At 75.3% G+C, this 20,358-nt stretch carries 15 protein-coding genes, 1 tRNA gene and 5 pseudogenes; 17 read left to right on the forward strand and 4 right to left on the reverse strand.

Features of this window, described 5'->3' with window-relative positions; genetic code table 11:
- Positions 1-610 precede the first annotated feature (610 nt).
- From REH70_RS06480 to REH70_RS20480, 8 genes and pseudogenes are all read left to right on the forward strand, one after another.
- A complete protein-coding gene (locus REH70_RS06480; protein ID WP_310753289.1) occupies positions 611-1,099 on the forward strand; it encodes a hypothetical protein in 489 nt (162 codons plus the stop codon).
- Between the two features lie 92 nt (positions 1,100-1,191).
- Complete coding sequence (locus tag REH70_RS06485; RefSeq protein WP_310753290.1) at positions 1,192-1,770, forward strand: hypothetical protein; 579 nt, start codon at positions 1,192-1,194, stop codon at positions 1,768-1,770.
- 115 nt (positions 1,771-1,885) lie between these two features.
- Positions 1,886-3,010, forward strand: a complete 1,125-nt coding sequence (locus REH70_RS06490) for a hypothetical protein (protein ID WP_310753292.1) — start codon at positions 1,886-1,888, stop codon at positions 3,008-3,010.
- Positions 3,007-3,990, forward strand: coding sequence for a PHP domain-containing protein (locus tag REH70_RS20460; RefSeq protein ID WP_396134689.1), 984 nt, complete (start codon positions 3,007-3,009; stop codon positions 3,988-3,990). Before REH70_RS06490 ends, REH70_RS20460 begins: the two co-directional genes overlap by 4 nt.
- Positions 3,953-4,099, forward strand: a pseudogene (locus REH70_RS20465) (hypothetical protein); the annotation flags it as partial. The gene REH70_RS20460 and the pseudogene REH70_RS20465, both read left to right, overlap by 38 nt.
- Before the next feature lie 62 nt (positions 4,100-4,161).
- Entirely contained in the window at positions 4,162-5,874 is a 1,713-nt protein-coding gene (locus REH70_RS20470; protein WP_396134690.1) for a hypothetical protein, read from the forward strand.
- On the forward strand, positions 5,805-6,053 hold the full coding sequence (locus tag REH70_RS20475) for a hypothetical protein (protein ID WP_396134731.1): 249 nt from the start codon (positions 5,805-5,807) through the stop codon (positions 6,051-6,053). Before REH70_RS20470 ends, REH70_RS20475 begins: the two co-directional genes overlap by 70 nt.
- Entirely contained in the window at positions 6,050-6,463 is a 414-nt protein-coding gene (locus REH70_RS20480) for an OB-fold nucleic acid binding domain-containing protein (RefSeq protein ID WP_396134691.1), read from the forward strand. Before REH70_RS20475 ends, REH70_RS20480 begins: the two co-directional genes overlap by 4 nt.
- Positions 6,464-6,497: 34 nt before the next feature.
- Here the strand turns inward: REH70_RS20480 and REH70_RS06500 are convergent, their stop codons facing one another.
- On the reverse strand, positions 6,498-7,730 hold the full coding sequence (locus REH70_RS06500; RefSeq protein WP_310753294.1) for an AI-2E family transporter: 1,233 nt from the start codon (positions 7,728-7,730) through the stop codon (positions 6,498-6,500).
- Positions 7,731-7,872: 142 nt separating this feature from the next.
- Between REH70_RS06500 and REH70_RS06505 the strand changes: the two genes are divergently transcribed.
- Positions 7,873-7,956 (forward strand) — tRNA-Leu (locus REH70_RS06505).
- 992 nt (positions 7,957-8,948) lie between these two features.
- Here the strand turns inward: REH70_RS06505 and REH70_RS06510 are convergent.
- On the reverse strand, positions 8,949-9,743 hold the full coding sequence (locus REH70_RS06510; RefSeq protein WP_310753296.1) for a fructosamine kinase family protein: 795 nt from the start codon (positions 9,741-9,743) through the stop codon (positions 8,949-8,951).
- A gap of 127 nt (positions 9,744-9,870) precedes the next feature.
- Here REH70_RS06510 and REH70_RS06515 point away from each other — a divergent pair, with 127 nt between their 5' ends.
- From REH70_RS06515 to REH70_RS06530, 5 genes and pseudogenes are all read left to right on the forward strand, one after another.
- Positions 9,871-10,935: an aminoglycoside phosphotransferase family protein gene (locus REH70_RS06515; protein WP_310753298.1), complete on the forward strand. Its 1,065-nt coding sequence runs from the start codon at positions 9,871-9,873 to the stop codon at positions 10,933-10,935.
- An 82-nt stretch (positions 10,936-11,017) separates the two neighbouring features.
- A pseudogene (ald, locus tag REH70_RS06520) lies at positions 11,018-12,132 on the forward strand (alanine dehydrogenase).
- Between the two features lie 133 nt (positions 12,133-12,265).
- Positions 12,266-12,571 (forward strand): annotated as a pseudogene (locus REH70_RS20485) (dihydrofolate reductase family protein); the annotation flags it as partial.
- Between the two features lie 353 nt (positions 12,572-12,924).
- Positions 12,925-14,892 (forward strand): M3 family metallopeptidase, encoded by a 1,968-nt coding sequence (locus tag REH70_RS06525; RefSeq protein WP_310753300.1) that lies wholly within the window; start codon positions 12,925-12,927, stop codon positions 14,890-14,892.
- Positions 14,893-15,006: 114 nt separating this feature from the next.
- Positions 15,007-16,337, forward strand: a pseudogene (locus REH70_RS06530) (M20/M25/M40 family metallo-hydrolase).
- A gap of 34 nt (positions 16,338-16,371) precedes the next feature.
- On the opposite strand, the gene REH70_RS06535 reads toward REH70_RS06530, so the two are convergent.
- On the reverse strand, positions 16,372-16,620 hold the full coding sequence (locus REH70_RS06535; protein ID WP_310753301.1) for a DUF5703 family protein: 249 nt from the start codon (positions 16,618-16,620) through the stop codon (positions 16,372-16,374).
- A gap of 103 nt (positions 16,621-16,723) precedes the next feature.
- On the opposite strand from REH70_RS06535, the gene REH70_RS06540 reads away from it, so the two are divergent.
- Positions 16,724-17,080 (forward strand): primosomal protein, encoded by a 357-nt coding sequence (locus REH70_RS06540; protein ID WP_310753302.1) that lies wholly within the window; start codon positions 16,724-16,726, stop codon positions 17,078-17,080.
- A 21-nt stretch (positions 17,081-17,101) separates the two neighbouring features.
- On the opposite strand, the gene REH70_RS06545 is transcribed toward REH70_RS06540, so the two are convergent.
- Positions 17,102-18,064, reverse strand: coding sequence for an aldo/keto reductase (locus tag REH70_RS06545; protein ID WP_310753304.1), 963 nt, complete (start codon positions 18,062-18,064; stop codon positions 17,102-17,104).
- A gap of 111 nt (positions 18,065-18,175) precedes the next feature.
- Between REH70_RS06545 and REH70_RS06550 the strand changes: the two genes are divergently transcribed.
- Together REH70_RS06550 and mshC are read left to right on the forward strand one after the other, a co-directional pair.
- Entirely contained in the window at positions 18,176-19,054 is an 879-nt protein-coding gene (locus tag REH70_RS06550) for an undecaprenyl-diphosphate phosphatase (RefSeq protein ID WP_310753306.1), read from the forward strand.
- Between the two features lie 31 nt (positions 19,055-19,085).
- Positions 19,086-20,353, forward strand: a pseudogene (gene mshC / locus REH70_RS06555) (cysteine--1-D-myo-inosityl 2-amino-2-deoxy-alpha-D-glucopyranoside ligase).
- The last annotated feature ends 5 nt before the right edge of the window (positions 20,354-20,358 follow it).

Below are 20,358 nucleotides of genomic sequence, written 5' to 3' on the forward strand. Positions count from 1 at the left end.
TTGCATCTGCGCCCGCGGGGTCGTGGCGGCGCGTCGGCGCGCGGCCACGACACACCGGCACGGCTGTCCACGACGCGCCGGGCGCGGTTGACAGCGACGGACCGGTGGCCCTGTACTGACTGGTGTTCGAACACGTGTTCGAACGTTCATGGGTGCCGGAGGTGACGCGCGATGACAGCAGTGCTCGACGGCGTGGACCGCGTCGCCCTGGCCCGAGCCGTGCTGGCCCGCGCGGAGCAGCGCACCGGCGCCCGCAGCGCCACGGGCCCCGGCACGGGTGCGGGCACCGCCGGCGCGGATGCCGGCACGACGGGCGGCTCGCGCGCGGTTGGCCGCGCCGCCGCGCCCGCGCCGGAGCCCTCACCTTCGCCGGGCACCGTACCGCCGTCGACGACGTCGTCGCTGACCCACCCCGACCGTCCACCCCTGCCGGTGGACCCTGCGCTGGCCCCGCTGCTGCCCGAGGGGGCGCTGCGCCGGGGGCGTCCCTGGTGGTCACCGGGTCCACCTCGCTCGTGCTGGCGCTGCTGTCCCGCGCCTCCCAGGAGGGGCGTGGGTCGCCGCGGTCGGCCTGCCCGCGGTCGGGCTGCTGGCCGCGCAGCAGGCCGGTGTGGTGCTCGACCGCCTCGCGGTGGTCCCGCGCCCCGGGCCGGACGCCGCGACGGTGCTGGCCGCCCTGCTCGACGGTGTGGACGTCGTCGTCGTCGGCGACGGTGCGGCCCTGGTCGACGCCGACCGCCGGCGGCTGACGGCGCGCGCCCGGGAGCGCGGCACGGTGCTGCTGTCCACCTCGACCTGGCCCGGGGCGCACGTGGTGCTGGCGGCCGAGCCGGTGGGGTGGACCGGCCTGGGTGACGGGCACGGCCACCTGCGCCGGCACCGTCTGGCGGTGACCCGCAGCGGGCGGGGCAGCGCGGGACGTGCGGCGCGGGCCGAGGTGGTCCTCCCGCTGCCGGCGCAGGCGTCGCAGCCCGAGGCCACCGAGACCCACCGCGGTCGTCGGGCGGGTGTGTCGCCGGGTGGGTCAGGTGTGCCTGGCATGCCTGACATGCCGGATGTGCCCGCTGAGTCTGCTGTGCCGCTGCGGATGGTGGGGTGAGTGCGGTGACCCTGACCCCGTCACGTCCCGCGCCGCCGAGCACCGGTCATCACGGCGCACGTCGTCGTGACGCCGCGGCCGGTCGCGACGGCGTGAGTCGCCGTGACGCGGGCGCCCGGGACGGTGACGCGACCCGCACGGCCGCGCTGTGGGTGCCGGACTGGCCGGTCGTGGCCGCGATGGTGGACGGCGAGATCGACGCGCACCGGCCCGCCGCGGTCCACGACGGGCGCCTGGTCACCGCCGTCTCGGCCTCGGCCCGGGCGCACGGGGTGCGCCGCGGCATGCGGCGCCGTCAGGCTCAGGAGTGCTGCCCCGGGCTGGAGCTGCTCGCGGTGGACGAGGGGCGTGACGCCCGGGCGTTCGAGCCGGTCGCGAGCGCCGCGGAGACCGTGGTCGCCGGCCTGGAGATCGCCCGCCCCGGGTTGCTGCTGCTGCCCGCGGCCGGGGCCAGCCGCTACCACGGCTCCGAGCAGGCCCTCGCGGAGCGGCTCGTGACCGTGGTCGCGGAGTCCACCGGTCACGAGTGCCAGGTGGGCGTGGCGGACGGTCTGCTCGCCGCGGTGCTGGCCGCCCGGTCCTCCCGGGTGGTGCCCGCGGGGAGGCGCGAGCGTTCCTCGCGCCGCTGGGCGTCGACGTGCTGCTCCACGCCGCGACGACCGAGCGTGTGATCAGCGAGATGAGCGCCCTGGTGGACCTGCTGCGACGGCTGGGTCTGCCCACGCTCGCAGACCTCACCGCCCTGCCGGCCACCGACGTCGAGACCCGGTTCGGCGAGCTCGGCGCGTGGGCCCACCGGCTCGCTCGTGGTCAGGACGTACGCCCCCGGCCCGCCGACGGGTCGAGCCGGACGTCGCGGTCGAGTGCGAGCTGGACCCGCCGGCCGAGCGGGTCGACGCCGCGGCCTTCGCGGCCCGCCGGCTGGCCGAGCAGCTCCAGGCGATGCTGCTCGAGCGGTCGGCGAGCTGCGGCCGGCTGCGGATCACCGCCCGGACGGAGTCCGGTGAGGAGCTCGTGCGTACCTGGCGGACCGACGCCGGTGGCCTGGGCGGCCTGAGCGCCACGCGGATCACCGACCGGGTGCGCTGGCAGCTCGAGGGGTGGCTCTCCGGCGGCGGGCGCGCCGGCGCCGGCGCCGGCGGTGCGGTGCGGACCGGCACGCCGGAGCCGTCCGCGCTGGTCCGCCTCGGGGTCGTGGCCGAGGAGGTCGCCCCGGCCGGTGCGGAGCAGGGACGGCTGTGGGGCGGGGCGAGCGGTGGGGACCTGCGGGCGCACCGCGCGCTGCTGCGCGTACAGGGCCTGCTCGGCGGTGACGGGGTACTGGTCGCGACGCTGCAGGGCGGCCGCGACGTGCGCGACCAGGTCCACCTCGTCCCGTGGGGCGACGCCCGGGCGACCGAGCGGGCCGCCGACCGTCCCTGGCCGGGCCGGCTGCCCGAGCCCGCTCCCGCGACCGTCCTCGTCGAGCCCGTCGTCGTCGACGTGCTCGACGACGCCGGCCGCACGGTCCGGGTCGACGCCCGCCTGGTGATGAGCGCGCCGCCGGTGACGGTGTCCCCGTCGTCCGGCGTCGCAGGAGCCGGGGACCCGGGGGACCGGGGGTGCCTGGGTCGGCTCGTCAGCCCACCCTGCCCGGCCTCGAGCCCCGGGCCGATCTCGACCGCTCCGAGCGGAGCGACCGCCTGCCCGGGCTGGATGCCCCGCGCCGGGTGGTGGCGTGGGCCGGACCGTGGCCGCTGGTCGAGCGCTGGTGGACCGATGCGCCCCGCCGACGCGTGCACCTGCAGGTTGCGCTCGAGGACGGGCGGGCGCTGCTGCTGGCCTGCACGCAGGGGCAGTGGACGTGCGAGGCGCTCTATGACTGAGCGCTCTCATGACCGGGCAGCCTTCAGGACCGGGCGGCTCCCATGACCGGGCAGCCCCGCTACGCCGAGCTGCACGCGCACTCGGCGTTCAGCTTCCTCGACGGCGCCAACCAGCCCGAGGAGCTCGCCGCCGAGGCGGCACGCCTGGGCCTGTCCGCGCTCGCGCTCACCGACCACGACGGGCTGTACGGGGTCGTGCGGTTCGCCCAGGCGGCACGCGACGTCGGGCTGCCCACGGTCTTCGGCGCCGAGCTGCACCTGCCGGCCCCGGGCCGGACCGGCGACGTCCTGGACCCGCCCACCGGCGTGCCCGACCCCCGCTCCACGCACCTGCTCGTGCTCGCCCGCGGCGCCGACGGCTACCGCAACCTGTCCCGCGCGATCGCCACCGCCCACCTGGCCACCGGGCACAAGGGGGCCGCGGCGTACACGCTCGAGGGGCTCGCCGAGCAGGCGGACGGGCAGTGGCTCGTGCTCACCGGGTGCCGCAAGGGTGCGGTGCGGCGCGCCCTGGAGGGGCACGGCCTCCGGGCCGGTCACGGTGCCCCCGGTGGGCACGCCGAGGGGCGCCGCCGGCGGCCCGGCGGCGGCCCGCGCGGAGCTGGACCGGCTGGTCGCCCTGTTCGGCCGGGACAACGTCGCCGTCGAGGTCACCGACGTCGGCGACCCGTGGGACTCCGAGCGGGCCGACGCCCTCGCCGAGCTGGCGGCGTCGGCGCGGTTGCCACTGGTCGCGACCGGGGCGGTGCACTACGCGACCCCGCGCGACGCGGACCTCGCCGGTGCGCTCGCGGCGGTGCGCGCGCGCTCGTCCCTGGAGGAGATGGACGGCTGGCTGCCGGCCACGGCCGGTGCCCACCTGCGGTCGGCGCGGGAGATGCTCGTCCGGCACGCGCGTCACCCGGGGGCCGTGGCCACCGCCGCGGCGCTGGGCGACGAGTGCGCGTTCGACCTGTCCCTGGTCGCCCCGAACCTGCCGCCGTACCCGGTGCCGCCGGGGCACACCGAGGCGAGCTGGCTGCGTGAGGTCACCTGGCAGGGCGCCCGCCGCCGCTACGGGCCGCCCGAGGCCGAGCGGGTGCCGGGGGCGTACGCGCAGATCGCCCACGAGCTCGACGTCATCGAGGCGCTGGACTTCCCCGGGTACTTCCTCATCGTCCACGACCTCGTCGACTTCTGCCGGCGGTCGAACATCCTGTGCCAGGGCCGGGGAGCGCGGCGAACTCCGCCGTCTGCTACGCGCTGGGGGTCACCGCGGTCGACGCGGTCCGCCACGGGCTGCTGTTCGAGCGGTTCCTGGCCCCCGAGCGTGACGGGCCCCCGGACATCGACGTCGACATCGAGTCCGACCGGCGCGAGGAGGTCATCCAGTACGTCTACGCCAAGCACGGCCGCACCCACGCGGCCCAGGTCGCCAACGTCATCTCCTACCGTCCCAAGTCCGCGGTGCGCGACGCCGCCCGCGCGCTGGGGTACGACGTCGGCCAGCAGGACGCGTGGAGCAAGAGCATCGAGCAGTGGGGGAGCCTGCGGGACACCACGCCCGTACCCGTGCGGCCCGAGGACGTGGGCGCCGACCGGCACGACACCGTGCCCGCGCACCGGCCGGAGTCGGCCGAGGCGATGGCGGTGATCCCGCCGCCCGTGCTCGACCTCGCCGAGCGGATGCTGCGGCTGCCGCGGCACCTGGGCATCCACTCCGGGGGCATGGTGATGTGCGACCGGCCGGTGATCGAGGTGTGCCCGGTGGAGTGGGCCACCATGCCCGGGCGCACGGTGCTGCAGTGGGACAAGGACGACTGCGCCGACGCCGGGCTGGTGAAGTTCGACCTGCTCGGCCTCGGCATGCTCAGCGCGCTCCAGAACGCCTTCACCCTGGTCCGCGAGCACGAGGGCATCACCCTGGACCTGCACGACCTGCCGCAGGAGGACCCGCACGTCTACGACCTGCTGTGCGCGGCGGACACCGTCGGGGTCTTCCAGGTCGAGTCGCGCGCGCAGATGGGCACGCTGCCGCGCCTGCGGCCGCGACGGTTCTACGACATCGTCGTGGAGGTCGCGCTCATCCGCCCCGGACCGATCCAGGGCGGGTCGGTGCACCCGTACATCGCCCGCTACCAGGGCCGGGAGAAGGTCACCTACCTGCACCCGCTGCTGGAGAAGTCGCTGAGCAAGACCCTCGGCGTGCCGCTCTTCCAGGAGCAGCTCATGCAGATGGCGATCGACGTCGCCGACTTCACCGGCGCCGAGGCCGACCAGCTGCGCCGTGCGATGGGCTCCAAGCGGTCCACGGCCAAGATGGAGGCCCTGCACGCCCGGCTGCTGGACGGCATGGAGCGCAAGGGGATCGGCCGGGACGTCGGTGAGCAGATCTTCGACAAGCTCAAGGCGTTCGCCGACTTCGGGTTCCCCGAGTCGCACGCCTACTCCTTCGCCTACCTCGTCTACGCCAGCACCTGGCTCAAGGCGCACCACCCGGCGGCGTTCTACGCCGGGCTGCTCGCCGCGCAGCCGATGGGCTTCTACTCCCCGCAGTCCCTCGTGGCGGACGCACGCCGGCACGGCCTGACCGTGCTGCGCCCCGACGTGCAGGCGTCCGGCGTGCTCGCCGGGCTCGAGCGGGTGCCCGGTGCCGCCGGCCCCGAGGTGCCGCTGGTCCCGCTCACCGGAGGCACCACACTGCCTGCCGAGCGCTCGGCGGAGGCGCTGCGGCACCGGGCGGAGGCCCCCGGCGTGCGGACGACGGCGCCCCCCGGTCCGACGACGACGATCGCGGCGCCCTGGCGATCCGTCTCGGTCTGGCGTCGGTCCGAGGCGTCGGCGAGGACGTCGCCGAGGCGCTGGTCGCCGAGCGCGCCCGGGGCGGACCGTTCACCGACCTGCGCGACCTCGCCCGACGGGTCCGCCTGACCACCCCGCAGCTCGAGGCGCTGGCCACCGGCGGCGCGCTCGCCGGCGTCCCGGGGAGCGTGGTGCCGGGGTCGACCGGCGCGGCGCCCTGTGGGCGGCAGGTGCGCTCGCGCAGGAGGGCCCCGACACCCTGCCGGGTGTGTCGGTCGGGGTGGCCGCACCGACCCTGCCCGGCATGAGCGACGTCGAGCTCGCGGTGGCGGACGTGTGGGCGACAGGGGTGTCGGTGGACACCTACCCGACCGAGCACGTCCGCGCGGGGCTGGACGCGGCCGGGGTGCTCCGGGTCGCCGACGCGTTCGCGCACGAGCCCGGGCGGCGGGTCGCCGTGGCGGGCGTCGTGACCCACCGCCAGCGTCCGGGGACCGCCCAGGGCGTGACGTTCCTGTCGATCGAGGACGAGACGGGGCTGCTCAACGTGGTCTGCACCGCGGGCCTGTGGCGGCGGTTCCGGCGGGCGGCGCGCACCTCGGCGGCCCTGGTCGTGCGCGGGCAGGTCGAGCGGGCCGACGGCGCCACCAACCTCCTGGCCGAGCACCTCGCGCCGCTGTCGCTCCAGGTGGCCACGCGGTCCCGCGACTTCCACTGACCCGCGCGCCTGTGGCCGTCGTCCGGCCGGCTGGTCAGCTCTCCGCGGCGGCGGCGGCGTCGTCGTCGACGTCGTCGAGGTCGGTCTCGTCCACCGGCGGGTCGAGCCGGCGCAGCCGGGTGAAGACCGCCCACGCGACGGCGACCAGGGGCACCGAGATCACCGCACCGAGGATCCCGGCCGTGATGGTCCCCGCCGTCACGACGAGCGCGATGACGACGGGGTGCAGCGACACCTGCCGGCCCATCACCAACGGCTGCAGGATGTGCCCCTCGAACTGCCCGATGAGCGCCACGAACAGCCCGACGAGCAGCGCGTTGATCGGCCCGTTCGCCGCGAGGGCGACGACCATCGCGATGACCATGGCGGCCGGTGCGCCGACCAGGGGGATGAACGCGCCGATGAGCACGAGCACCGCGAGCGGCGCCGCGAGCGGCACCCCCAGCGCGAGCAGGACGATCAGTGCCAGCACGCCGTCGACCACGGCGATGATGACCGTGCCGCGCGTGTACCCCGAGAACGTGTACCAGCCCGCTCCGGCCGCCGTCTGCCAGGTGTCGCGCGTGCGCGCCGGGAGCTGGTTGAGGAACCAGACCCACATCTCGTGCCCGCGGGCGAGGAAGAACACCGAGCAGAAGATCGCCAGCGCGATCGCGCCGAACACCTGCACCACGGAGCCCGCGCTGGCAGCGGCCTGCGAGGCGAGCTGTCCGCCGTGCTCGACCACCCAGTCGCGCCCCTCCTGGATCCACGCGTTGATCTGGTCGTTGGTGATGGTGACCGGGAGCGGGCCGTCCTCGAGGAACGCGATGATGTCGTCGATGCCGGACGCGAACTGCCGCGACAGGCTCTCCCACTGCCCGGCCACGGAGTAGCCGACGTAGGTCAGCGTCCCCACCGTCGCGAGGATCCCGAAGAGCAGGGCGAACGCGGTGGCGAGCCCGCGCGGCATGATCCGCTCGAGCACGTCCACCAACGGCCGGAGCACCGCGGTGAAGACGAGGGCGATGAAGACGGCGATGAAGACGAGCTGCACGCGGGACGTCGCGTAGAACACCAGGACGATCGCCGCGACCACCACCAGGAGCCGCCACGACATGCCGGCCAGCACCCGCAGCCAGTGCGGCGCGGTCTGCTCGATCCCGACGACCGAGGGGTTGCGTCGTGCGCCGGCGACCCGCCGTGCTGCTGGGCTGGCGCCCGCCAGATGCCGCGTCGACGCGAGGGGACGCTCGTTCCCGGTGAGGGACGAGTCCTGGTCGGTCATGGGCGTGACCCTCTTCACAGTGGTGCGCCGGCAGCGTGTCGGCGTCAGTCTGCACCCCGGTCGGCGTGCCTGCGCGCCTCCCGCACCGTGCTATCTTTACGGCCGCGCCTGACGCAGGACCTGCTCCTGGGAAGGCCCACCTGTCCGGGTGGCGGAATGGCAGACGCGCTAGCTTGAGGTGCTAGTGCCCTTAACGGGCGTGGGGGTTCAAGTCCCCCTCCGGACACTCGTTGAGACAGCGACGATGCGAGCCCCCGGCCCCACCAGGTCGGGGGCTCGCGTCGTTCCGCGGCCGTCCGCCCGTCCCCGGCGGGACGGTGCGGGGAGGTCGACACCGTCCGTCCATCCGGACACCCTGGACACCGCCCACGGTGGTCGTCATCCTGAGCGAGACCCGCGCCAGTACCCAGAGGCCGCGACGCACACCGAGGGGCACCCCATGACCTTCCAGGCATCTCCCCAACCCGTGATCTCCGGCGTCCCGTACCCGGTGGTGGACGTGGACGGCACCCCGACGGACGACCTCTCCGCCTTCGTCGGCACGGTCGCCATCACGATCGACAAGCGCGGCACCCCCTATGTCATCGAGGGGAGGGCCGGGCGCGTGCCGACGCCGTCCGGGTGCACGAGAAGAACGGCAAGGGCGGCAAGGACGTCCGGGTGTGGCAGGTCTCGCGGTCCGACGGCGGCTTCGTCGCCGAGACGGTGCAGTGACCCGGCGTCGGCGGCCGCTCCGGCTCGACAGCTGACGAGCCAAACGGCCTGACTGGAGGGCTGATCGCGGCCCGCCGGAATATTCGTGGGACCTGTCGCCTTGATTCCCTCAGACTGCCTGCGTGCCCGCCGATGGGTGGGGTGTCGCGGCGAAGGCTGCGGCGCAGAGCAGTTCCCCGGTCTGCGTGGTGGTGCCAGCATCCCACCGCGAATGGATCGGCCCGGTCGTGCCGCGCACCTCTCGTGAGGGGTGGACGGGTACGGGTCGGGTGGCACGTCACCGACAGTCCCCAAGCAGGCCGGGGACGGTTCAAGCCGCGCGAGACAAGGACAAGCGGGCGCGGTGGGTGGTGACGCAGACGATGCTGGCGACTTCGGCGGCGGCCCGGTGACCTCATGGCGAGGACACCGGGCCGTCGCTCGTCCCGGGTGCGGGCCGCGGTCAGCACGCCACCGCGGCCGACGCCGGCCGGACGAGTCCTCGGCGTCCCCAAACCCCCGTCGTCACCCGCGGGCCCACCGCGCCGCGATCGCCTCGGTCCGGGCGACGTACGGGTCGCCGAACAGCACCGCGTGCATGCCCACGGGGTAGAGCTGGTGCAGGCTCATGCGGTCGGCCGCCCGGGGCCGCAGGGGGTGCACCTCCCCGTACCCCGCGACGACGTCGGCGAGCCCGGGCAGCCCGAAGAGCGCCAGCATCGCCAGGTCGCTCTCGCGGTGCCCGCCATGCGCCGCGGGGTCGACGAGCACGGCCCCCGACGCCGTCCACACGACGTTGCCCGACCACAGGTCGCCGTGCACGCGCGCCGGGACGTCGTCGTCATCGAGGTCGCCGGACCGCAGCCGCGCGGCCAGGCGGTCGAGGTCGCCCGCCAGCGTGCGACTCAGGCGCCCCCGCTCGGAGAGCAGCGCACGCATCGGCTCCAGGCGCCGCTCGGCGAGGAACTCACCCCACCGGTCGTGCCGGCCCGCCGGCATCGGCAGCGGCTCGTCGAGGGGACCGAAGTAGCCGTCCCCGTCCCAGCCGGGTGGCGTCACGCCGAATGCCTCGGCCCCGGCGTCGTGCAGGTGCGCGAGCCGACGGCCGAGCTCCCGGGCGTGCGTCGGGGTCGGTACGGCGGGCACGAGTCGCTCGAGGTCGAGATGACCGGGGCCGACGTCGAGCACCCGGACCACCGGGACGGCATCGGGGCCCGCGTCCCCGAGCCAGCGCAGCCCGGCAGCCTCGCACGCGAGGAAGCCGGGCGGTGCGTCCGCACGCTGCTTGCGGAACACGTCGGGGGTCGACGCCGTGGCCATGCCCTCAGTCCACCACCCCGTCCGCGCCGGCGCCCCGCCGCACCGGGCCGGGGCCAGAGGCGCCGAGCCGCCGAGCCGCCCTGCCCGACGAGCGTCCGCCGGTGCGGGGAGCGGGCAGGATGGCGGCGTGCACATCCCGGACGGTCTGCGCCGCACCGCGCAGCACCACCCGGCGGGCCCCGGCTGGCTCGCCACGCTGCCCGCGGTGCACGACCGCGCCGTCGCCGGGTGGGACCTCACCGTGGGACCGCCATTCACGACCGGGGTGGCCGCCTGGACCGCGCCGGCCCGCACCGGGTCCGGCGCCGACGTCGTCCTCAAGCTGTCCCTGCCCGACGACGAGGCGCGTGACGAGGCGGTCGCGCTGCGGCTCTGGGACGGCCGCGGTGCCGTCCGGCTGCTCGCGCACGCCGCGGACGACTGGGCGCTGCTGCTCGAGCGCTGTCGCCCCGGCATCGCGCTCGCGGACGACCCCGCGCCGGACGACGAGCGCCTGCAGGCCGGGGCCCGCGTCCTGCGGGCGGTGCACGCCGCAGCTCCGGTGGCACGGGCAGGGGCCACACCGGCGGCCACACCGGCAGGCGCCACACCGGCGGGGGCGACGTCCTCCGCGGACGTGCGGTCGATGGTCACCGTGTGCGCGCGGGGCGCCGACGTCCTGCTCGCGACCGCGGCCCGGGCGGCCGGACGCCCGTCGGACGACGGCGACCGAGGACCGGGCGGCGCGGCGTCGCGCGGGCGGGAACCGGGCAACGTCGTCGTCGACCCCGGAGCCGTCCGTGCGGCGGCAGCCCTGCTGCGGGACCTGCCGGGAACGGGGTGCTCGGGCGTCGTCGTGCACGGCGACCTGAACCCGGGCAACGTGCTGCGCGTGACCGGGACCCCACCCGGCACCGCGTCCTGGGTCGCGATCGACCCCAAGCCCCTCGTCGGGGACCCGGCCCACGACCCCTGGCCGCTGCTGGCCCAGGTCGGGGCCCCGTTCGACGCGGCCGACCCGGTGACCACGCTGCGCCGCCGCACCGCGCTGGTCGCCGCGGAGGCCGGCCTGGACGCCGACCGCGTCGTCGCCTGGTCGTTCGCCCGCTCGGTCCAGTCGGCGTACTGGTGGGTCGCGGACGGTGCGTGGGCGCAGGCCACCGCCGAGCTGGCTCGGGCCCGCGTCTGGGGGCGGCTGCTCGGCCGGACGTGACCGGTCGCCGTCGCGGGGTCCGCCGGGCACGCTGGGGGCAGCGGCCGCGACCCGGCCCACCCGTCGCCACCTGGAGCGCACCATGCAGATCGGCGTCCCGCGCGAGGTCAAGAACAACGAGCACCGGGTGGCGATCACGCCGGCCGGCGTGCACGCCCTGGTGACGGCCGGTCACCGCGTGCTCGTGCAGTCGGGTGCGGGGAGGGCTCCGCCGTGCCCGACGACGCCTACCTCGGCGCGGGGGCGGACCTCGCCGCGACCGCGGAGGAGGTGTGGGGCACCGCGGAGCTCGTGTGCAAGGTCAAGGAGCCGGTCCTCGCGGAGTTCGGGCTGCTCCGGCGCGGCCAGACGCTGTTCACCTACCTGCACCTGGCCGCCGACCGCGCCGCGACGCAGGCGCTCGTCGACGCGGGGACGACCGCGATCGCGTACGAGACGGTGCAGGCGGCCGACGGGAGCCTGCCGCTGCTCGCACCGATGAGCGAGATCGCCGGGCGGCTGTCGGTGCAGGTCGGCGCCTACCACCTCATGCGCAGCGCGGGCGGCGCCGGCGTGCTGCTCGGGGGGATCGCCGGGGTGCGCCCGGGGAAGGTGGTGGTGATCGGGGGCGGCGTCGCGGGCATGCACGCCGCGCAGATCGCGGTCGGCATGCGGGCCGACGTCACCGTGCTCGACGTCTCCCTGCCCAAGCTGCGCGCGCTGGACGCCGCGTGGGGCGGACGGGTGCGCACGCTCGCGTCCAGCCGCTACACGCTCGAGGAGCAGCTGCTCGACGCCGACCTGGTGATCGGCGCCGTCCTCGTGCCCGGTGCCCGGGCGCCGAAGCTGGTCGGGGACGACGTCGTCGCCCGGATGCGGCGCGGGTCGGTGCTCGTGGACATCGCGGTGGACCAGGGCGGCTGCTTCGAGTCGACCCGGCCCACCACGCACGCCGACCCGACCTTCACCGTGCACGGCTGCGTCCTCTACTGCGTGGCCAACATGCCGGGCGCGGTCCCCGTCACCGCGACGCGGGCGCTGACGAACGCGACGCTGCCCTACCTCGCGCGGCTCGCGGACCTGGGGTGGCGGGATGCGGCGCGGGCCGACCCCGAGCTCGCGGCCGGACTCACCACCCACGACGGCGCCGTGCTCAACGCGGCGGTCGCCCAGGCGCACGGGTACCCGGCGACCGACGTCGCCGCCGTCCTCGGGTAGGGACCCGCGTCCGCGCCCCTCCCGCCGTGTGGGTGCCGGGGAGGACGATGGCCTCATGACGCGGACCCAGTACTACGTGGCAGCGAGCGTCGACGGGTACATCGCCGACCCGGCGGGCTCCCTCGACTGGCTCATGCAGTTCAATGACGTGCCGGGCGTGGCCGAGCACTACCGGACCTTCCTCGCCGGCGTCGGCGCGGTCGCGATGGGCGCCGACACCTACCGGTTCGTGCTCGACGAGGGTCTGGCCGAGTGGCCGTACCCGGACCAGCGGACCTGGGTGTTCACCCACCGGGACCTGCCGGTGCCGCCCGGCGCGGACGTCGTCCTGACCGCGGACGACGTCGCGGCCGTCCACGCGCAGATGGTCGACGCGGCGGCCGGCCGCAACATCTGGCTGGTCGGCGGCGGGGACCTGGCCGCGCAATTCGCCGAGCGCGGGCTGATCGACGAGATCTGGCTCGGCGTGGCGCCCGTGGTGCTCGGCGGCGGGGTGCCGGTCCTGCCGGCGCGGCTGCCCGGCCCCTGGCCCTCACCGACATCACGCGCTTCGGGGACGCCTTCGTCGAGCTGCGGTACACCGTCCCGCGCGGATGAGCGCCGGCCGGGCCTGGGAGGCGCGGGCCGCGTCGGCGCGCGGGACGAGCGGTCCGCGCACGGCAGGATGGGGACCATGACCGCCATCCTCTCGACCCTGCCAACCCGTTCGCCCGGCCCTCCGGGCTGCCGTTCCGCCTGCCTGACTTCGCTGCGATCCAGCAGGAGCACTACGCCCCCGCGCTGCTCGCCGGGATGGCGGAGCAGCGGGCGGAGATCGAGCGCATCGCGACCGACCCTGAGCCCGCCACCGTGGAGAACACGCTCGTCGCGATCGAACGCTCCGGCCGGCTGCTCTCCCGCGCGGCCGCCGCCTTCTTCAACCAGGTGGGGTCGGACAGCACGCCGGAGCTGGAGGCGGTGGAGGCGGAGATCGCCCCGCAGCTCGCCGCCCACCACGACGCGGTGTACCTCGACGCCCGCCTGCACGCCCGCCTCGAGGCGATCGCGGCGGACGTCGACGCCGGACGGACCACCCTCGAGCCGGACACCGCCTGGCTGCTGCACACCCTGCGCACCGAGTTCCGCCGCTCCGGGATCGCGCTGGCCGACGCGGACCAGACCCGGCTGCGCGAGCTGAACGCCGAGATCACGTCGCTCGAGACGGCGTTCGGCCGCACGCTGCTCGCCGCGCAGAACGCCGCCGCCGTGCTGGTGACCGACGTCGCGGAGCTCGACGGTCTCGCGCCGGACGCGATCGCCGCCGCACGCGAGGCCGCCGTCGGGCGGGGGCACGAGCAGGGCTACCTCATCGAGCTGATCCTCCCGACCCAGCAGCCGGTGCTCGCGAGCCTGACCGACCGGGCCGTGCGTGAGCGCGTGCACCGGGCGTCGGTCACGCGCGGGACGGGCGGCGAGCACGACACCCGCGCCACGCTGCTGCGCCTAGCCCGCCTGCGCGCCGAGCGCGCCCGCCTCCTGGGGTACGCCCACCATGCCGCCTACGTGGCCGACGACGCCTGCGCCCGCACCACGGACGCCGTCGACTCCCTGCTCGGCCGGCTCGCCCCCGCCGCCGTGGCCAACGCCCGCGCCGAGGCGGCCGACCTGCAGGCCGCGCTCGAGGCCGACGTCCCGGGCGCCACGCTCGAGGCGTGGGACTGGTCCTTCTACGCCGAGCGGGTCCGCAAGGACCGGTACGCGCTCGACGACGCGCTGCTGCGGCCCTACCTCGAGCTCGACCGCGTCCTGCAGGACGGGGTGTTCCGTGCCGCCGGCGCCCTGTACGGGCTCACCTTCACCGAGCGTGCCGACCTCGTCGGCTACCACCCGGACGTGCGCGTCTGGGAGGTCGCGGACGAGCGGGGGACCGAGCCGATCGGCCTGTTCCTCGGTGACTTCTACACCCGGGCGTCCAAGCGCGGCGGTGCGTGGATGAACAACCTCGTCGACCAGTCGGCGCTGCTCGGTGAGCGCGCCGTCGTGGTCAACAACCTCAACCTCAACAAGCCGCCCGCGGGTGAGCCCTCCCTCCTGACGTGGGACGAGGTCATCACGCTGTTCCACGAGTTCGGCCACGCGCTGCACGGGCTGTTCTCCGACGTCCGGTACCCCTCGCAGTCCGGCACCGACGTGCCCCGGGACTTCGTCGAGTACCCCTCCCAGGTCAACGAGATGTGGGCGTGGGAGCCGTCGGTGCTGCGTGCCTACGCGGTGCACCACGTCACCGGCGAGCCGCTGCCGCAGGAGTGGGTCGACACCATGCTCGCGTCGCGCCAGTTCAACGAGGGCTTCTCGACCACCGAGTACCTCGCGGCCGCGCTGCTCGACCAGGCGTGGTACCAGCTCGCTCCCGAGGACGTGCCGACCGACCCGGCCGAGGTCGAGGCGTTCGAGGTCGCCGCGCTCGAGCGCGCCGGGGTCGCGTTCGCACCCGTGCCCCCGCGGTACCGGACGAGCTACTTCAACCACGTGTTCGCCGGCGGGTACTCGGCCGGCTACTACTCCTACATCTGGTCCGAGGTGCTGGACGCCGACACTGTCGAGTGGTTCGGCGAGAACGGCGGCCTCGACCGGACCACCGGCGACACGTTCCGGGACCGCCTGCTGAGCCGTGGCGGCTCGGTGGACGTGATGGACGCGTTCCGGGACCTGCGCGGCCGCGACCCGCGCATCGAGCCGTTGCTCGCCCGGCGCGGCCTGACCGACGCCGCCCCGCGCTGACCGAGGGCCGGCCCGCGCGGCACCGCGCGGGCCGGCCCGGCACGGGGTGTGCCGCCCCTCGCCGGGGCGACCGCGCCGGGTGGGGGCCGCGCGGGCCGAAGGTACGGTGGACGCATGGCCACGCCTGTCGACGACCTCGCCCGCACCGCCCAGGACGAGGTCCTGGGGATCTGCCAGGACCTGCTCCGGATCGACACGTCGAACTACGGCGACGGGTCGGGGCCGGGGAGCGCGCGGCGGCCGAGTACGTCATGGCGTCCCTCACCGAGGTCGGTCTCGAGCCGGAGTACCTCGAGTCGGCGCCCGGCCGGGCGAACGTGGTCGTCCGCCTCCCCGGCGAGGACTCCTCGCGCGGCGCGCTGGTGCTGCACGGTCACCTGGACGTGGTGCCCGCGCAGGCATCGGACTGGCAGGTCGACCCGTTCGGCGGCGAGGAGCGCGACGGCCTGCTGTGGGGACGCGGCGCCGTCGACATGAAGGACATGGACGCGATGATCCTCGCGGTCGTCCGGCAGATGGCGCGCGAGGGCCGGCGGCCCGCACGCGACGTCGTCGTCGGCATGTTCGCCGACGAGGAGGCCGGTGGCGCGTTCGGTGCCCGCTGGCTCGTCGACCACCGGCCCGACCTGTTCGAGGGCGCGACCGAGGCCATCAGCGAGGTCGGCGGCTACTCCGTCGAGATCGACGGTCGCCGCGCCTACCTGCTGCAGACCGCCGAGAAGGGCATCGCCTGGCTGCGGCTCGTCGCCGACGGCCGCGCGGGGCACGGCAGCCAGGTCAACACCGACAACGCGGTGACCCACCTCGCCGCGGCGATGGCGCGCATCGGCCAGCACCCGTGGCCGCTCACCCTGACCCCGACCGTGCGCACGCTGCTCGAGGGTGTCGCCGACCTCACCGGCACCCGGTTCGACCCGGAGGACGAGGACGGCATCGACCGCCTCGTCGCGGCGCTCGGACCCGCCGCCCGCTTCGTCGGCGCCACCATCCGCAACACCTCCAACCCGACCCAGCTCGCGTCCGGCTACAAGGCCAACGTCATCCCCGGGCGGGCCGAGGGAGTCCTGGATGCGCGCTTCCTGCCGGGGCACGAGGAGGAGGGCCTGCGCACGCTGCGCGAGCTCGCCGGCGAGCACGTCCGGATCGAGCCGGTCCACCAGGACATCGCCCTCGAGGTCCCGTTCGAGGGGGACCTGGTCGACGCAATGGTCGCCGCCCTGCAGGCGGAGGACCCGGGCTCCGCGGTGCTGCCGTACACGCTGTCGGGCGGGACCGACAACAAGTCGCTCGCCCGCCTGGGCATCACCGGGTACGGGTTCGCCCCGCTGCTGCTGCCGCCGTCGCTGGACTTCTCGGCGATGTTCCACGGCGTGGACGAGCGGGTGCCCACGAGTTCCCTGACCTTCGGCGTGCGCGTCCTGGACCGGCTGCTCGGGTCCTGCTGACCGGGTGGCCGGTCGTGCCTCACCGACCGGTCAGTCAGTCGAGCGTCTCGGCGAGAGTGCTGCGCACGCGGATGATCTTGCGGCGCAGCCAGACCTTGCGCTCCCCGCCGGCGAACAGCAGGGTGCGGGCCAGCTCCCAGCGGCCGTACTCGGCCTGCTCGGTGAGCAGGCGGCGGGCGTCGTTGCGGCTGGTGGTACGGGGGATCGTCAGCACGCGGTACTCGTACTGACCGCCCTCGGCGGCCCACTCGCTGCGGGTACGACCCGCGAGCCTGCTCCCCATGCCCAACCCTTCGTCGTCCGGTCCCTGCCCCCGCGGCCAACACCGGCCGTGGGGCGGGGATTCCCCGGTGCCATTGTGCCCTCGGCGGCGCTACGGTCGGTGCATGACCGTCGACCCGCGTGCCGCTCTCGATCGATTCGTCGCGGCGCTGGAAGCCCACTTCCACGCGGTCGAGGCTCGCCGTGAGGACGACGACCCCGCGGTCGACGACGCCTACGACGTCCTCGCGGACGCGTTCGAGGCGTACGACGACGCCCTGGCGAGCGTCCACGGCGAGGCCACGCCGTTCTACCTCGTGGACGACGACGACGAGGACGAGGACGACGAGGACGACGAGGGGGAGAGCGACGACGTCGACGCCGCCGGGCGCCCCGGCGCCCGGACCGACTACGACGCCGACGTCGACGACGACGACCTGCTGGAGCGCTTGGGCGACGTGGGCTCGGGCCAGAGCCGCTGACGGTGGGCTCCGGACCGCGCGTCAGCGCCGTTCGGGGTAGCCGACCTCCGGAGCGCTGACCTCGTCGAGCGCGTGCACGATCTCCGGCGGCAGCTCGAGCCGGTGCGCCGTGAGCGAGCCGCGCAGCTGCGCGGCGGTGCGGGCCCCGACGATCGCGGACGTGATCTGGCCCCGGACGCGCAGCCAGGCGAGCGCGACCTCGAGCGGGGCGCAGCCGAGGCCGTCGGCGGCCGTCGCGACCGCCTCGACGACCGCCAGTGAGCCCGCGCCCAGGTACGGCTCGACGAAGCCGGCGAGGTGCGGTGACGCCGCGCGGGAGTCGGCGGGGATGGTGCGCCGGTACTTGCCGGTGAGCACGCCGCGGCCGAGCGGGGACCACGCGAGCACGCCGACCCCCAGGTCGGTGGCCGCCGGGAGCACCTCGCGCTCCGCGCCGCGCTGCAGGAGCGAGTACTCGACCTCCACCGCGGCGAGACCGACGTCGCCGGCCAGGAGGGTCGCGGCGCGGGCCGTCATCCAGCCGGGATGGTTGGACAGGCCCACGTAGCGGGTCCGGCCGCTCGCGACCGCGAGCCGCAGCGCGCTGAGGGTCTCGTCGAGCGGTGTGCGGGGGTCCGGCGTCTGCACGAGCCACAGGTCCACGTGGTCGGTGCCGAGGCGGGCGAGGGACGCGTCGAGCGAGTCCAGGAGCGCGCCCCGTGAGGCGTCCACCACACCGCCGGTCGCGGTGCGGCGGACCCCGGCCTTCGTGCACAGGACGATCTCGTCGCGCGGGACGACGTCCCCGAGCAGCGACCCGATGAGCTCCTCCGCCGCACCGTCGGCGTACGAGGCGGCGGTGTCGAGCAGCGTCCCACCTGCGTCGACGAAGTCCCGCAGCTGCTCGGCGGCCTCGTGCTCGTCGGTGTCCCGGCTCCAGGTCATCGTGCCCAGGCCCAGGTGGGAGACCCGCAGGCCGGTGCGTCCGAGCCCTCGCTGTTCCATGGGGCCGAACGCTACCGGGCAGCGCACGGGCGACCGCACGGCACGGACGCCGTCCGCGGAGCCGACGCCGCGCCACTAGCCTTGCGCACCATGGCACCAGGGGGCTCCGTCATGAGCATGTGGGAAGCGATCGTCCTCGGGTTCGTGCAGGGGTTGACGGAGTTCCTGCCGGTCTCCTCGAGCGCGCACCTGCGGATCGTCGGCGAGCTCATCGGCGCGTCCGACCCCGGGGCCGCGTTCACCGCCATCACCCAGATCGGCACCGAGGCCGCGGTGCTGCTCTACTTCCGCCGCGACATCGTGAACATCTGCCGGGCGTGGTGGCGAGCCCTGTCCGGCCAGCAGGGCACCGACCGCGCCGCACGCCTGGGCCAGCACGACCCGGACGCCCGGATGGCCTGGTACATCGCGCTGGGGAGCATCCCGATCGTCGTGCTGGGCCTGCTGTTCCAGGAGTCCATCGAGAACACGTTCCGCAACCTGTACCTCATCGCCGGCACGCTGGCGGGCTTCGCACTGGTGCTCGGGTGGGCCGACCGCCGCGGCGCCAAGACGCGTCCGCTGACGGCGCTCACGCCGCGGCACGCGATCGCGTTCGGCTTCGCCCAGGCGCTCGCGCTGGTGCCGGGCGTCTCGCGCTCCGGCGGCACGATCACCGCGGGACTGCTCATGGGCTACACCCGGGAGGCCGCAGCCAGGTACTCGTTCCTGCTGGCGATCCCCGCGGTGCTCGGGTCGGGGCTGTACCAGCTGTTCACGAACCTCGGCGAGTTCGGCACCGCGGGCACGCCCGGGGTCGCGCAGACGGTGGTGGCCACGGTCGTGGCCTTCGGCGTCGGGTACGTCGTGATCATCGGCTTCCTCAAGATCGTGTCGACCTACAGCTACAAGCCGTTCGTCGTGTACCGGATCGTGCTCGCCGCGGTCGTCCTGGTCCTGCTCGCCGCCGGTGTCCTCAGCGCGGTGGCGCCCACGTCGCTCCCCGGCTGAGCGCACCCACCGGCGCGGTTAGGCTCAGCCGGTGCAGACCTGGCCCTCCCCGCAGATCCCCCAGCTCCCCGGGCGAGGGGGCACCGTGCGCGTGCGTGACACGTCGACGGGCCGGCTGGTGCCCGCGGCGGCCGGTCCCCGCGCCGGCCTCTACGTCTGCGGGATCACCCCGTACGACTCCACGCACATGGGGCACGCCGCGACCTACGTGGCGTTCGACCTGCTGGGCCGTGCCTGGCGGGACGCCGGCCTGGACGTGCGCTACGCCTCGAACGTCACCGACGTCGACGACCCGCTGCTCGAGCGCGCCACCGCCACTGGCGTCGACTGGCGCGACCTCGCCGAGGACCAGACCGCGCTGTTCGCGGACGACATGGCCGCCCTCGGCGTCGTCCCGCCGGACGTGTACCTCGGCGCCGTCGAGACGGTGCCCGACGTCGTCGCCGCGGTCCAGGCGATGCTCGACGCGGGTGCCGCCTACCGCGTGGCGGTGGAGGTGGGCGCCGGCGGGGACGACCCCGGGACGGGCGACGTCTACGCCGACCTCACGGCCGACGGTGCGTTCGGCCAGGTCGCGCGGCTCGCGCGTGACCACATGACGACGCTGTTCGCCGAGCGGGGCGGCGACCCCGACCGCCCCGGCAAGAAGGACCCGCTGGACCCGCTGCTGTGGCGGCGCGAGCGGGTGGGGAGCCCGCCTGGGACGGCGGGCCGCTCGGCACCGGCCGACCCGGGTGGCACATCGAGTGCGCGGTCATCGCCCGTGACGGTCTGGGCCTGCCGTTCGACGTCCAGGGCGGCGGGGTCGACCTGGTGTTCCCGCACCACGAGATGAGCACGTCGCACGCCCGCATCCTGTCCGGGGACGGTGGCGCGCGCGTGCACGTGCACGCGGGCATGGTGGGGCTCGACGGCGAGAAGATGTCCAAGTCGCGCGGCAACCTCGTGCTGGTGTCCGCGTTGCGGTCGGCCGGCGTGGACCCCATGGCGGTCCGGCTGGCGATCCTCGAGCACCACTACGCGTCGGACTGGGAGTGGACCGACGCGGGCCTGGCCGGCGGCGTCGAGCGACTGGACCGGTGGCGTCGTGCGGTGGCCGCCGGCGCCGGTCCGGACGCGGACGGGATGCTCGCGGACGTGCGCGCCGCGCTCGCGGACGACCTGGACGCGCCCCGCGCGCTGCGGGTCGTGGACGCGTGGGTCGAGCGCGCACTCGCGGGTGCGTCCGACGACGTGGCCGACGACGCCCCCGCGCTCGTCCGCGCGACCGTGGACGCGCTGCTCGGCGTGCGCCTCTGACCCTC

Origin of the sequence: Cellulomonas sp. ATA003, assembly GCF_031582905.1 — a bacterium.
Taxonomy (GTDB): domain Bacteria; phylum Actinomycetota; class Actinomycetes; order Actinomycetales; family Cellulomonadaceae; genus Pengzhenrongella.

Excerpts from the sequence above, each read along its gene's own strand:
- REH70_RS20460 (WP_396134689.1), top strand. The coding sequence starts at position 3,007 with ATGACCGGGCAGCCCCGCTACGCCGAGCTGCACGCGCACTCGGCGTTC.
- REH70_RS20480 (WP_396134691.1), top strand. The coding sequence starts at position 6,050 with ATGAGCGACGTCGAGCTCGCGGTGGCGGACGTGTGGGCGACAGGGGTG.
- REH70_RS06500 (WP_310753294.1), bottom strand. The coding sequence starts at position 7,730 with ATGACCGACCAGGACTCGTCCCTCACCGGGAACGAGCGTCCCCTCGCG.
- REH70_RS06510 (WP_310753296.1), bottom strand. The coding sequence starts at position 9,743 with ATGGCCACGGCGTCGACCCCCGACGTGTTCCGCAAGCAGCGTGCGGAC.
- REH70_RS06525 (WP_310753300.1), top strand. The coding sequence starts at position 12,925 with ATGGCGGAGCAGCGGGCGGAGATCGAGCGCATCGCGACCGACCCTGAG.
- REH70_RS06535 (WP_310753301.1), bottom strand. The coding sequence starts at position 16,620 with ATGGGGAGCAGGCTCGCGGGTCGTACCCGCAGCGAGTGGGCCGCCGAG.
- REH70_RS06540 (WP_310753302.1), top strand. The coding sequence starts at position 16,724 with ATGACCGTCGACCCGCGTGCCGCTCTCGATCGATTCGTCGCGGCGCTG.
- REH70_RS06545 (WP_310753304.1), bottom strand. The coding sequence starts at position 18,064 with ATGGAACAGCGAGGGCTCGGACGCACCGGCCTGCGGGTCTCCCACCTG.
- REH70_RS06550 (WP_310753306.1), top strand. The coding sequence starts at position 18,176 with ATGAGCATGTGGGAAGCGATCGTCCTCGGGTTCGTGCAGGGGTTGACG.